Here is a 13,001-nt window from a genome sequence, read left to right as displayed (position 1 = left end):
CCCCGATGACCGCCACACCCACCAAGGCACTCGAAGGCGTCCGCGTCCTGGACATGACGCACGTCCAGTCCGGGCCCTCCGCGACCCAGCTCCTCGCGTGGCTCGGCGCGGACGTGGTGAAACTGGAGGCGCCCTCCGGTGACATCACGCGCAAGCAGCTGCGCGACCTCCCGGACGTCGACTCCCTCTACTTCACGATGCTCAACTGCAACAAGCGGAGCATCACCCTCAACACCAAGACCGAGCGCGGCAAGGAGATCCTCACCGAACTGATCCGGCGCTCCGACGTCATGGTCGAGAACTTCGGACCGGGCGCGGTCGACCGCATGGGCTTCACCTGGGACCGCGTCCAGGAAATCAATCCGCGGATCGTCTATGCCTCCATCAAGGGGTTCGGGGACGGCCCGTACACCAACTTCAAGGCGTACGAGGTCGTCGCGCAGGCCATGGGCGGGTCGATGACGACCACCGGTTTCGAGGACGGGCCGCCGCTGGCGACGGGAGCCCAGATCGGGGACTCGGGCACGGGCGTCCACGCCGTGGCGGGGATTCTCGCGGCGCTGTACCAGCGGGAGAACACCGGGCGCGGTCAGCGGGTGAATGTGGCCATGCAGCACGCTGTGCTCAACCTCTGCCGGGTGAAGCTGCGCGACCAGCAGCGCCTGGCACACGGCCCGCTCGCTGAATATCCCAACGACGACTTCGGCGACGAGGTTCCCCGGTCCGGGAACGCCTCCGGCGGCGGCCAACCGGGCTGGGCGGTCAGGTGCGCGCCGGGCGGCCCGAACGACTACGTGTACGTCATCGTGCAGCCGGTGGGCTGGCAGCCGCTCAGCGAGCTGATCGGCCGGCCGGAGCTGTCCGCCGACCCGGAGTGGGCGACGCCCGAGGCCCGCCTGCCCAAGCTGAACAAGATGTTCCAGCTGATCGAGGAGTGGTCCTCGACGCTTCCCAAGTGGGAGGTGCTGGAGAAGCTCAACGCGCACAACATCCCGTGCGGACCGATCCTGTCCACCAGGGAGATCATCGAGGACCGGTCGCTGGTCGCCAACGAGATGGTCGTCACCGTGCCGCACCCCGAGCGCGGTGACTTCGTGACCGTGGGCAGCCCCCTCAAGCTCTCCGACTCCCCCGTGGACGTGACCAGTTCCCCCCTGCTGGGCGAGCACAACGAAGAGGTCTACGTCGGCGAGCTCGGTCTCGGCGACGAGGAGCTGCGCCTGCTCAAGTCGAACGGAGTGATCTGACGTGATGTCCGAAGACCGCGCTCTGCGGGTGCGCACGCTGCTCGACTCCGTGCGGGCCGAGGGACGCACGGTGCTGACCGCGCCCGAGGGCAAGGTGATCGCCGACGCGTACGGGATCGCCGTACCCGGTGAGGAGGTGGCCGCAGACGTCGACGAGGCGGTGGCGTACGCGGCACGCTTCGGCGGACCGGTCGTGATGAAGATCGTCTCTCCGGACATCCTGCACAAGACCGACGCGGGCGGCGTGATCGTCGGTGTCGAGGGCGCGGCGGACGTACGGGCCGCCTTCCACCGGATCGTCGACAACGCGCGCGCGTACGACGCGGACGCCCGTATCGAGGGCGTCCAGGTGCAGGAGCTGCTGCCCAAGGGGCAGGAGGTCATCGTCGGCGCGGTGACGGATCCGACGTTCGGGAAGGTGGTGGCGTTCGGGCTGGGCGGGGTGCTGGTCGAGGTCTTCAAGGACGTCACGTTCCGGCTCGCGCCCGTGGACGCCGACGAGGCGCTGTCCATGCTGGACTCGATCCGGTCGGCTCAGGTCCTGCGTGGGGTGCGGGGCGGGCCGGCCGTGGACCGGTGGGCGGTCGCCGAGCAGATCCGACGCGTGTCCCAGCTCGTCACGGACTTCCCGGAGATCTCGGAAGTGGACCTCAACCCGGTGATCGCGACACCGGAGGCCGCCGTCGCCGCCGACATCCGGGTCATCCTCGCCGAGTCGCAGCCCGCGCCCCGGCGGCGGTACTCGCGTACGGAGATCCTCACCTCCATGCGCCGGCTGATGCAGCCGGGCGCGGTCGCGGTGATCGGTGCCTCCAACGAGCAGGGCAAGATCGGCAACTCGGTGATGCGCAACCTCGTCGACGGCGGCTTCGCCGGGGAGATCCACCCGGTGAACCCCAAGGCCGATGACATTCTCGGCCGCAAGGCGTACAAGAGTGTCACCGACGTTCCCGGTGAGGTGGATGTGGCGGTCTTCGCGATCCCCGCCCCGTTCGTGGCCTCGGCCCTGGAGGAGGTGGGACGCAAGGGGATCCCGAACGCCGTGCTGATCCCCTCGGGCTTCGCGGAGACCGGTGAGCACGCCCTCCAGGCGGAGATCGTGGCGATCGCCGAACGGCACGGTGTCCGGCTGCTCGGGCCGAACATCTACGGCTACTACTCGACCTGGCACGACCTGTGCGCCACGTTCTGCACGCCGTACGACGTCAAGGGCGGGGTGGCGCTGACCTCGCAGTCCGGTGGCATCGGGATGGCCGTCCTGGGCTTCGCCCGGACCACGAAGACGGGCGTGTCGGCGATCGTCGGACTCGGCAACAAGTCGGACCTGGACGAGGACGACCTGCTGACCTGGTTCGCCGAGGACCCGCACACCGAGTGCGTGGCGATGCACCTGGAGGACCTCAAGGACGGGCGCGCCTTCGTCGAGGCCGCGCGGGCGACCGTGCCCAGGAAGCCGGTCGTCGTCCTGAAGGCGGGACGTACGGCGGCGGGCGCGCGGGCCGCCGGGTCGCACACCGGGGCCCTGGCCGGGGACGACGCCGTGTACGACGACATCCTGAAGCAGGCCGGTGTCATCCGGGCGCCCGGTCTGAACGACATGCTGGAGTACGCGCGCGGGTTGCCGGTGCTCCCCGCCCCCCAGGGCGACAACATCGTGATCATCACGGGCGCCGGCGGCAGTGGCGTCCTGTTGTCGGACGCGGTCACGGACAACGGGCTCACCCTGATGGAGATCCCGCCGGACCTGGACGAGGCGTTCCGCAGGTTCATCCCGCCGTTCGGGGCCGCGGGCAATCCGGTGGACATCACCGGGGGTGAGCCGCCGTCGACGTACGAGGCGACGATCCGGCTGGGCCTGGAGGATCCGCGCGTCCACGCGCTCGTCCTCGGCTACTGGCACACCATCGTCACTCCCCCGATGGTCTTCGCGGAGCTCACCGCGCGCGTGGTGGCCGAGTTCCGGGAGCGGGGCATCGAGAAGCCCGTGGTGGCGTCGCTCGCGGGGGACGTCGAGGTCGAGGAGGCCTGCCAGTACCTCTACGAGCGCGGAGTCGTGGCGTACCCGTACACGACGGAGACGCCGGTGGCCGTGCTCGGCGCGAAGTACCGCTGGGCGCGGGCGGCGGGCCTGTTGGGGGGCGGCTCATGAGGTGAGCGGACACGGGGGCGGCCGACGGTGCGCGTCGGCCGGCCCCGGGACCCGTGCGCACACGAAAGGCATTGGACAGGGGGCGCTGGCCAGAGCTTTCGACGCAAGGGGTGCGACACACATGACAACCACCGACTTCTCGACGTCCGTTCCCTACAGGGAGGTGACGAACAACCACGGCCGGGTGTTCCGGATAGGCGAGACCGACCGGGACATCATGGGCCGGCCACGGTGGACCATGGTGCTCTTCCCGTGGATCGGCATGATGGGCATCAGCTCCTCGGAGTACGCGTTCACCTCCGCCGAGGACACCCTGCACGAGGCCCACCTGTGGGACAGCGGGCACATCTTCTGGCTGATGGGCGTCTGGGTGTTCTTCCAGGCCGCCGTCGCCTTCCCCGCCGGGCAACTGCGGGAGAGCGGCAGGCTTCCCGCGCGGTACGCGATGATGCTCGGCGCGGTGGGCACCGTCTGCGGTTACCTCTCGCTGGCGTTCGCGCCGCACGTGATCGTCGCCTACATCGGTTTCGGCATGTTCAGCGGCATCGGCGCCGGTCTGGTCTACGCGACCTGCGTGAACATGGTCGGCAAGTGGTATCCGGAGCGCAAGGGCGGCAAGACCGGCATGGTCAACGGCGGTTTCGCCTACGGCTCGGTGCCCTTCGTGTTCCTGTTCACCTCGTACATGGATCTGGGCAACTACAAGGTCGTCCTCGTGATGGTGGGCCTGATCTGCTGCGCCGTCGTGGCGTTCGCGGGGTGGTTCTTCAAGGACCCGCCGAAGAACTGGTGGCCGCCGCACGTCGACCCGCTCCGACTCACCGACGACCCGAAGATCCGGCGGGCGCTGGAGAAGAACCCGCCGGCGGTCAAGCAGTACACCCCGAGGGAGGCCGCCCGCACACCCGTCCTGTGGATGATGTGGTTCTGTCTGCTGTGCACGGCCGGCATCAACATCTTCGGCATCGCCTTCCAGGTGCCCTTCGGCAAGGACATGGGCTTCGCCGGCGGGATCGTGGCCACGGCGATGTCCCTGAAGGCGATCGTCAACGGCACGGGGCGCGGGGTGATCGGCTGGATCTCCGACAAGTTCGGCCGCCGCAACACGCTGATCATCGTGTGCCTGGTGCTCGGCACCGCCCAGTTCGGCGTGCTGATCTCCGGACAGATGGGCAGCATGCCGTTCTTCCTGTTCTGCTCCATGGTCTCCGGCTTCGGCGGCGGCGCGATCTTCCCGCTGTTCGCGGCCATGACGGCGGACTACTTCGGGGAGAACAACAACGCCTCCAACTACGGCATGGTCTACAGCTCGAAGCTGATCTCGGGGCTGGTGGGTTCCGGTATGGGCGCGGTCGTGGTCAGCGCCTGGGACTACGAAGGCGCGTTCGTCATAGCGGGCTGCGTGGGACTGGCCTCCGCGGTGCTGGCCCTCTTCCTGAAGGCACCGGGCAGGCCGGGCAAGGCCCGGCGTGTCGTTCCCAACCCGCACCCGCTCGGCGAGGAGACGGCGTGACATGACGGCCGGTCCGGTCGCAGCGCACGGCCCGGTACGACCCGACGCCGCGCACCGTCCCCGCCGTGAAGCGACCGACCCCTTCCCTGGAGCCGGGAACGACCGTCCCTCGTCCTGACGCTCGGCTCACGTCATCAGCGCGTACGTGAGGAGGCCCTCCCCAGGGGCGGGGAGGGCCTCCTCGTCCGTCTGCCGGCTGGTTGTCAGCACTTCTCCCGCAGCGAGTGCAGGTGGGCGCTGGAGCGGCGTGCGAAGGTGAAGGACTCGGTCGGGTTGTCGTGCTCCGCCTGCCAGTGGTGGGCGAAGCGTTCACCGCGCAGCCGGGTCACGGCGGAGATGAACCGCTGGTAGTCGATGTCCCCGTCGCCGACATCGGTCATGCGGTAGCCGTACTGGTTCCCCGGGTCGCTCACCCCGTCCTTGACGTGGAAGAGCGGGTAGCGGTGGGGCTGCTTGAGGACGTAGTCGAGCGGCTCGAAGGGCGCGGGCGTGCCGTCGGGCCGCTTGGAGAAGCGGAACTGTCCCGAGTACGCCCAGTAGATGTCCATCTCCAGGTAGACGAGGTCGGGGTCGGTCTCCGCGAGCAGCACGTCGTAGAGGCGGACCTTGGGGTTGTCGGTGGCGAAGGAGAACTCCTCCGAGTGGTTGTGCTGGTAGAACTTCATGCCGCGTGCCTTCGCCGCCGCGCCGTAGGTGTTGAAGTCCTCGGCCGCCCGCTTCCACGCGTCGACGGTGGAGCCGTAACGGAACGGGCCCGCGGCGGTGCCGATGTGCTTGAGGCCGAGGGCCTGGGCGTCGTCGAGGACCTTGGTGAGGTTCTGGGCGAAGGTGTAGGCGTTGGGGTCGCTGGAGTAGTAGCCGACGTGGCTGCCGATCGGGTTCAGGCCGTGGTTCCGTGCCAGCCGCTTGAGCTGGGCGAGGGTGATGGGGCCCGCCGAACCCTGGGTGTATCCGGCGAACTCGACCTCGTCGTAGCCGTACTTGGCCAGTTCCGCGAAGACGGGCGCGAAGCCCAGCGTGGAGACCTTGTCGCGCAGGCTGTAGAGCTGGATGCCGAGCCGGCCGGGCGGCAGGACGGGACGGCCCCGGCCGCGGCCGGCGGCGGAGGTGTCGGCCGCGGGGGCTGCCGCGGCGGGGGACGCCGCCGCGCCGAGCAGGGCGGCGGCGGTGGCGCCCGCGGCGACGCCGAGCATGCCGCGCCTGGTGAGGCGGTGGGTGAGTTCGGGATCGGTCTGCGAGGTGCGGCTCATGCGTGGAACTCCTCGGTGTCGGAGGCCGTTGTCAGTGGTGAGTGCTTCACTTGTGATCAGTCAGGACAGACCGGACAGGCGGAGCAGCAGTGCTTTCACATCGGTGGCCGCGACGCGGTCACCGACAGCGCGGGGGGTGGAGCAGATGAGGAGCGGACCGTCGTCGTCGCTCGCGGGAAGGCGGCCGTGGCTGCCGCGAATAGGTGAGGGATCCAGCGGCACGACCGCCATCCGGTAGCGCAGCCCGAGTTTCTTGCGGGCCAGCGCCGCGGCCGCCTTGACCTTCACATAGGGGTCGAGCGGGTCCATGAAGAGTTCGACCGGGTCGTAGCCGGGTTTGCGGTGGATCTCGACCAGTCGCGCGAAGTCGGGCGCGCGGGCGTCGTCGAGCCAGTAGTAGTACGTGAACCAGGCGTCCGGCTCCGCCACGGCGACGAGTTCGCCGGAGCGCGGATGGTCGAGGTGGTGAGCCTTCTTGCCCTCGTCGTCGAGGAGTTGCTCGATGCCGGGCAGTCCGTCGAGCGCGGCCCGGGTCGCGTCGAGGTCCTCCGGCCGGCGGACGTAGACGTGGGCGATCTGGTGGTCGGCGACCGCGAAAGCGCGGGAGGCCATCGGGTCGAGGTACTCCATGCCGTCCTGCGTGTGCACCTCCAGCAGGCCGGCGCGGCGCAGGGCGCGGTTGATGTCGACGGGGCGGTCCGCGCGGGTGATGCCGTACTCGGACAGCGCGACGACGGTTCGGCCCTCGGCGCGGGCGTCGTCCAGCAGGGGAGCCAGGGCCGCGTCGAGGTCCGCGGCCGCCTTCAGGGAGCGCGGGTCGTCGGGGCCGAAGCGCTGCAGGTCGTAGTCGAGATGGGGGAGGTAGCAGAGCGTCAGGTCGGGGTGGCGGGTGCGCAGGATGTGCCGGGTCGCGTCGATGATCCAGCGGCTGGAGACCAGGTCCGCGCCGGGTCCCCAGAAGTGGAAAAGGGGGAAGGTGCCGAGTTCGTCGGTGAGTTCGTCGTGCAGGGCGGCGGGCCGGGTGTAGCAGTCGGGTTCCTTGCGGCCGTCGGCGTAGTAGATCGGACGGGGGGTGACGGTGATGTCGGTGTCGGCGCCCATGGCGTACCACCAGCAGATGTTGGCGACGGTGTAGCCGGGGTGGGCGCGGCGGGCGGCGTCCCAGAGTTTGTCCCCGGCGACCAGGCCGTTGTGCTGCCGCCACAGGAGGACGTCGCCGAGTTCGCGGAAGTACCACCCGTTGCCGACGATGCCGTGCTCGGACGGGTGGGTGCCGGTGAGGAAGGTCGACTGGGCGGCGCAGGTCACAGCGGGCAGGACGGTGCCGAGGGTGGCGCGCGAACCCGACTGGCCGAGCGCCTTGAGGTGGGGCATGTGAGCGAGGAGACGGGGGGTGAGGCCGACGACGTCGAGCACGAGGAGGGGCACGGGACGGGGACCGCCCACGTGGGGAGCCGGTGCTGCGTGGGCATCGGGAGCGCCGGTGGCGGAAGCGGGGCTGCTCATGGGAGCTCCTTCAGGCCGAGGTCGGTCAACAGGTCACGGGCCAGGGCCAGTTCGGCGGTGATGCCGTCGGCGAGCTGGGCCCGGCCGCGGGGCCTGAGCTCGACTGGGAGGGCCTGCCAGGTGTAGGTCTCGACCTCCAGATGGCGGGTGAGGGGGTGCGGGCCGCCGACGAGCCTGGTCAGCGCGGCCTTCAGGACGGGGAGCGTGGAGGTGAGGGGCGCGGCGGGAGCCGCGTGCAGGGGGACGTGGAAGTGGGCTCGCCACGGTGAGGCGTCGGGAAGGGCGTCGCCGGCGAGGGCTTCGCCGAGGTCGTCGGTGCCGCGCAGGCCGGCGGCGGTGGCGGTGCGGGTCTGGTGCAGGAAGCGGGGTTCGTCGAAGGCTGCGAGGGCCGCGCGGACCTCGGGGAGGTGCGGGTGCTCGGCGTGCAGGGCGGCCGACAGCTGGGACTTGACGACGGGAACGCCGGCGTCGACGAGCGCGTCGACGGCGGTGTGCGGGTCTTCGAAGGAGGTGGCGAGGTGGCAGGTGTCGACGCAGACGCCGATCCGGTCGTGGCCGATCGCGGTCAGCGGGGCGAGGGCGTCGCGGGTGGTCTCGACGACACAGCCGGGTTCCGGTTCGAGGCCGAGGCGGATGGAGCGGCCGGTGAGTTCCTCCAGGGCGTCGAGGCGTTCGGCGAGCGTGCGCAGGGCTGCGCGGGCCTTCGCGGCGCGTCCGTCGTCGTACGCGGTGCGCCAGGCGAGGGGGAGGGTGGAGACACTGCCCTCGGTGACGTCGTCGGGGAGGAGTCCGGCCAGGACACGGGCCAGTGCCGTGGTGTGCTCCAGGCGTTCGGGCTCGGCCCAGTCCGGCTGGTAGACGCGGTACTTGACCTCCTCGGCGCCGAAGCCCTGGTAGGGGAAGCCGTTGAGGGTGACGACCTCGAGGCCACGCCGGTCGAGTTCGGTGCGCAGTCGGCGCAGGGCGGACGGGTCGGTGACGAGGGTGTGCGCGGCGTCCCTGGCGAGCCACAGACCGATGCCGAGTCGGTCCCGGCCGAGACGGCGGCGCACGGGTTCGCAGTGGTCGCGGAGTTGCGCCAGGACCCCGTCGAGGGTCTCGGCGGGATGGACGTTGGTGCAGTAGGCGAGGTGGACGGTGGAGCCGTCGGGGTGCCGGAAACGCATGGCTCACGCCCCCGGCGTCGCGGCGCCGGTCGGCTCGGGCTCGTCTCCGGGGGCGCCGCGCAGCACGGAGTTGCCCTCATGGGTGGCCGGTGTGCCCTGGACGTCGAGGACGAGACGGCCGCTGAGTCCGTAGAAGGCGACCGGGTTACGCCACAGCACCCGGTCGACGTCGTCGTCGGTGAAGCCCTCGGCCAGCATCAGGTCGGCGACCTTGCGGGTCTTGAGGGGGTCACTGCGGCCCCAGTCGGCGGCGGAGTTCACCAGGACCTGTTCGGGGCCGTAGGCGCGCAGGATGGCGACCATCCGCTCCTCGTCCATCTTGGTGTCCGGATAGACGGAGAAGCCGAGCCAACAGCCGCTGTCCTTGGCCTCCTTGACCGTGGTCTCGTTGAGGTGGTCGACCAGCACCCGCTCGGGCGGCAGAGCGGACTCCCGGACGACGTCGAGGGTGCGGCGCAGGCCGGCGAGTTTGTCGCGGTGCGGGGTGTGGACGAGGGCGGGCAGCCCGTGGTCGGCGGCGAGCTGGAGCTGGGCGGCGAGGGCGGTGTCCTCGGCCGGGGTCATCGAGTCGTAGCCGATCTCGCCGACGGCCACGACCTGGTCCTTGACGAGATACCGGGGCAGTTCGTCGAGGACCGGGACGCAGCGCGGGTCGTTCGCCTCCTTGGGGTTGAGGGCGAGGGTGCAGTGGTGGGCGATGCCGTACTGGGCGGCGCGGAAGGGCTCCCAGCCGAGCAGGGAGTCGAAGTAGTCGAGGAAGGAGGCGGGAGAGGTACGGGGCTGGCCGAGCCAGAAGGACGGCTCGACGACGGCGCGGACGCCGGCGGCACGCATGGCCTCGTAGTCGTCGGTGGTGCGGGACGTCATGTGGATGTGGGGGTCGAAGAGGCGCATCAGGACTCCTTGCCGTCGGGGCCGCGGGTGCCGGGGGCGGCGGGCGGCGTGGGCGTGGGGCCGGTCAGGGTCAGGACGCGGTGCAGGTCAGTGGGGACGGGACGGCCCGCGGCGGTGCGTTCGTCGGCGTAGTCGCCGAGCATGCGGGCGAGTTCGGTGTCGCCGTGGGCCCGCCGGTCCAGGTCGGCCACCTCGTCCACGGGCACACCGGTGAACAGGCACTTCAGCACGGCGTGCCGCCAGGCGTGGGCGGCGAGGTGCCGGGCGGCGTACGGGCCGACGGCGGCGGCCAGCAGCCGGGTGTCGTTGGTGCGCAGGGCGTCCTCGACGAGCGGGAGCGCCTGGGGGCCGGGCACCAGGTGGGACAGCGCGTACAGGACGGCGCGGCGTTCGGCGGCGGTGCCCTGGAGGTAGACGCGGGTGAGGGCGTCCGGGTCGGCGCGGGCCGCGTGCAGGATGAGGACGCGGACGGCGTCGGCGTACTCCGGGCCGCAGCGGCGTCCGGCTTCGGCCAGCCGCAGCTCCCACGCGGTGACGGGCCCGTGGGCGCCGGGTTGGGCGGCGGCCTCGTCGAGCGTCCGGTCCAGCCAGGCACGGGCGGCTTCGCCGAGTCCGGCGACGACGTGGTGGTACAGGTCGGACGGCGGGGTGCGGGCGAGGAGGGTGCCCTGGGTGCCGGCCGCCGGGGACGCCGGGTGGGCGTGCGCGTGGGTCATGGGGTGCTCCCTTGGGAGGGCGCGGCTGCCTGTCGCAGGAACGGGAGGGAGAGTGCGGCGAAGTGGGGGCCCGCGTGGGAGTGGCGGGGCAGTTCCACGACGGTCAGTCCCTGGTAGCCGGTGGCGGCGAGGGCGGCGAGTACGGGCGGGAAGTCGATCTCCCCGTCCCCGAACGGGAGGTGTTCATGGACGCCGCGGCGCATGTCCTCGATCTGGACGTGCCGCAGCCAGGGTGCGGCGGCACGGACGCAGTCGGCGGGTGAGAGGGGTTCCAGGCACTGGCAGTGGCCGAGGTCCAGGGTCAGGCCGAGAGGTCCGGGGTCGCCGAGGACGCGGCGCAGTCGGTGGAAGTCCGCGAGGGTGGCGAGGAGGTGACCGGGTTCGGGTTCGACGGCCAGGGGGACACCGGCCGCGGCGGCCGCGTCCAGGACGGGGGCGAGGGACTCGGCGAGACGTTTCCACGCGGTGTCCTCGTCCGTGCCCGACGGGGTGATCCCGCTGAAGCAGTGGACGGCGTGGGCGCCCAGGTCGGCGGCGACCCGCACCGCGCGCAGCAGCAGATCGACGCGCCGGGCACGGTCGTCGGGGTCGGGGTCCATGAGCGAGGGGCCGTGTTTGCGGCGCGGGTCGAGCACATAGCGGGCGCCCGTCTCCACGGTGACGGTCAGCCCGAGCGCGCCCAGCCGGCGCGCGAGGCGCCGGGTGCGGGCGGGGAGGTCCGGGGCCAGGGGGTCGAGGTGCATGTGGTCGAGGGTCAGCCCGACGCCCTCGTAGCCGAGGTCGGCGAGCAGGACCAGGGCGTCGTCGAGGCGGAGGTCGGCGAGACCGTTGGTGCCGTAGCCGAAGAGGAGGGGGGTGGTTGTGGAGGGTTCGGCGGCGGGAGTGGGGAGTGTGGTGGATGCGGTGATCGCAGCGGGTGCGGTGGCGGCGGTAGTGCCGGTGGTCGCGGTGGATGCGGCCGGGGCGGGGCTCTGCGGGTGGTTGCCGCGGGTGGGGCGGGCCGTGGTCTCACCGGTCGTTGGGCGGTGGCGTTCGGAGGTCATGTGACGCTCACCTTCCTCGCGCACCTCGCCGCGAGCGGGGCCAGGGCGGCGGTGAGCAGCGCGGTGGCGGTCGCGCCGGAGCGAGCGGCGAGTGCGGACTGGAGGGGGATCATGGCGCGGATGCCGCCGACCACTGCTCGCTGGGTGAGCGGGGGTGAGGGGTTGAGGGCGGCGTGGAAGTAGGAGCGGCCTGCCGTCGCGGCGTAGGTGGCGGCGAGAGCGGTGGCCAGGACTCGGGTGGCGGGCGCGGGGGCGGAGGTGAGGGCGCCGGGGCCGGCGCCCTGGTTGCCGCTCTCACCGCCGGGCGAAGCGGTGGGCGGCCCGGTCGGGGGTACGGTGCTGGGCGCGGTGGGCGGGTGCGTCAGGAGTCGGGTCAGTACGGCGGTGGTGGCCAGGGCCGCCAAGGGGGCCAGGGATGAGCCGCCCTGCGTTTCCCGGCGCGAGACGGTGGTGACCGCCAGGGTGTGTGCGCTCAGCAGGGCAGCGGACGGGAGTGCTTGGCGGACGCCGTGAGCGGGGCGCGACGGAGTGGCGGACGCCGAGCCCGTCGCGCGGAGGCCCGGTTCGGTGACGCCCGTCGCGCGGAGGCCCGATTCGGTGACGCCCGTCGCGCGGAGGCCCGGCGCCGTGACGCCCGTCGCGCCGACTCCCGCTGATCCGTTGGCTCCTCGTGAACTCCTCCCGCCCCGTTCACCTCTTGGGCCTCTCTCTCCTCTCCCGCCCCTCCCAGCCGTCGCCGCGGCGCCCAGGAGGAGGTCCAGGCCTCGGGCGGTCGCCATGGCGAAGGGGCCCGCCGGGGTGTGCTTCAGGGTGAGGTCGTATGCCCAGACGGTCGCGGCCAGCGGGACCGCCACGGCGAGGGCGGTGCGGCCGGCGCAGGCGGCCAGGGACAGTCCCGCGCCGGTGAGGACGCAGGCCGCGGTGAGCGCCGCGGCGGGGTGGATACGGCCGGACGGGAGCGGACGATGCGGGCGTTCGGCGGCGTCCTCGGCCTGGTCGGCCCAGTCGTTGAGGGCCATGCCGGCCTCGTACAGGCACAGGGAGGAACCGATGGCGAGCAGGGTACGGGGGTTGGCGTGCGCCCCGGTCGCGGCCGCACCGGCGAGGGCGTCGCCGGGGACGGTGAACAGGGCTGGCAGGCGCAGCAGTTCGGCCCAGGCCTTGGCGCGTTCGGCCCGCCCCGGTGCCGTGGCGCCGACCGGTCCCACGGCACCGGCCCGTGTGGCGACCCTGGTGGCGCTCACGGCATTCACCGGTGTCACCGCACCCTCGGAGGTGGCGGCACCGGTCGCGGTGACATCCCTCGCCGGAGCGACACCCCCGGTCGAAGCGCCGTCACCGGCGGCACCCACACCACCGGCCGCACCAACAGAACCGGTCACGGCGGCCGCCCCGGTGGAAACCACATCGTCAGCGGGAGCCGCGGCCCCGGATGAGCCTCCGTCACCAGCCGCACCCACACCACCGGCGATACCAACGGACCGACCCGCGGCAGCCGCCCCGGCCGAAGCCACGAC

10 protein-coding genes are annotated in these 13,001 nt (G+C 71.7%); 3 read left to right on the top strand and 7 right to left on the bottom strand.

Annotated elements, in window-relative coordinates:
- Positions 1 to 5: 5 nt before the first annotated feature.
- The 3 genes from frc (at position 6) to QQS16_RS32935 (ending at position 4,909) form a co-directional block, all read left to right on the top strand.
- Complete coding sequence (frc, locus tag QQS16_RS32945; protein ID WP_286065707.1) at positions 6 to 1,247, top strand: formyl-CoA transferase; 1,242 nt, start codon at positions 6 to 8, stop codon at positions 1,245 to 1,247.
- Between the two features lie 4 nt (positions 1,248 to 1,251).
- A complete protein-coding gene (locus QQS16_RS32940) occupies positions 1,252 to 3,396 on the top strand; it encodes an acetate--CoA ligase family protein (protein ID WP_286065706.1) in 2,145 nt (714 codons plus the stop codon).
- A gap of 121 nt (positions 3,397 to 3,517) precedes the next feature.
- Entirely contained in the window at positions 3,518 to 4,909 is a 1,392-nt protein-coding gene (locus QQS16_RS32935; RefSeq protein WP_286065705.1) for an OFA family MFS transporter, read from the top strand.
- Between the two features lie 203 nt (positions 4,910 to 5,112).
- Here the strand turns inward: QQS16_RS32935 and QQS16_RS32930 are convergent, their stop codons facing one another.
- Genes QQS16_RS32930 through QQS16_RS32900 form a run of 7 tightly spaced genes read right to left on the bottom strand, consistent with a single transcriptional unit; the run spans position 5,113 to position 12,728 of the window.
- Complete coding sequence (locus QQS16_RS32930) at positions 5,113 to 6,159, bottom strand: sugar phosphate isomerase/epimerase family protein (protein ID WP_286065704.1); 1,047 nt, start codon at positions 6,157 to 6,159, stop codon at positions 5,113 to 5,115.
- A 60-nt stretch (positions 6,160 to 6,219) separates the two neighbouring features.
- The gene (locus QQS16_RS32925; protein WP_286065703.1) at positions 6,220 to 7,665 is read right to left on the bottom strand and encodes an alkaline phosphatase family protein; all 1,446 of its coding nucleotides are present in this window, start codon (positions 7,663 to 7,665) and stop codon (positions 6,220 to 6,222) included.
- Positions 7,662 to 8,831: a metabolite traffic protein EboE gene (eboE, locus tag QQS16_RS32920; protein ID WP_286065702.1), complete on the bottom strand. Its 1,170-nt coding sequence runs from the start codon at positions 8,829 to 8,831 to the stop codon at positions 7,662 to 7,664. Before eboE ends, QQS16_RS32925 begins: the two co-directional genes overlap by 4 nt.
- Positions 8,832 to 8,834: 3 nt before the next feature.
- Positions 8,835 to 9,725, bottom strand: a complete 891-nt coding sequence (locus QQS16_RS32915) for a TatD family hydrolase (protein ID WP_286065701.1) — start codon at positions 9,723 to 9,725, stop codon at positions 8,835 to 8,837.
- Entirely contained in the window at positions 9,725 to 10,441 is a 717-nt protein-coding gene (locus QQS16_RS32910) for an EboA domain-containing protein (RefSeq protein ID WP_286065700.1), read from the bottom strand. The genes QQS16_RS32915 and QQS16_RS32910 overlap by 1 nt, the downstream gene beginning before the upstream one ends.
- Entirely contained in the window at positions 10,438 to 11,484 is a 1,047-nt protein-coding gene (locus QQS16_RS32905) for a sugar phosphate isomerase/epimerase family protein (protein ID WP_286065699.1), read from the bottom strand. The genes QQS16_RS32910 and QQS16_RS32905 overlap by 4 nt, the downstream gene beginning before the upstream one ends.
- A complete protein-coding gene (locus QQS16_RS32900; RefSeq protein WP_502963868.1) occupies positions 11,481 to 12,728 on the bottom strand; it encodes an SCO3242 family prenyltransferase in 1,248 nt (415 codons plus the stop codon). Before QQS16_RS32900 ends, QQS16_RS32905 begins: the two co-directional genes overlap by 4 nt.
- Positions 12,729 to 13,001 lie beyond the last annotated feature (273 nt).

This window comes from Streptomyces sp. ALI-76-A (assembly GCF_030287445.1).
Classification (GTDB): domain Bacteria; phylum Actinomycetota; class Actinomycetes; order Streptomycetales; family Streptomycetaceae; genus Streptomyces.
The sequence above is the reverse complement of the archived record's forward strand: the minus strand, read 5'-3'. Positions and strand labels throughout refer to the sequence as shown.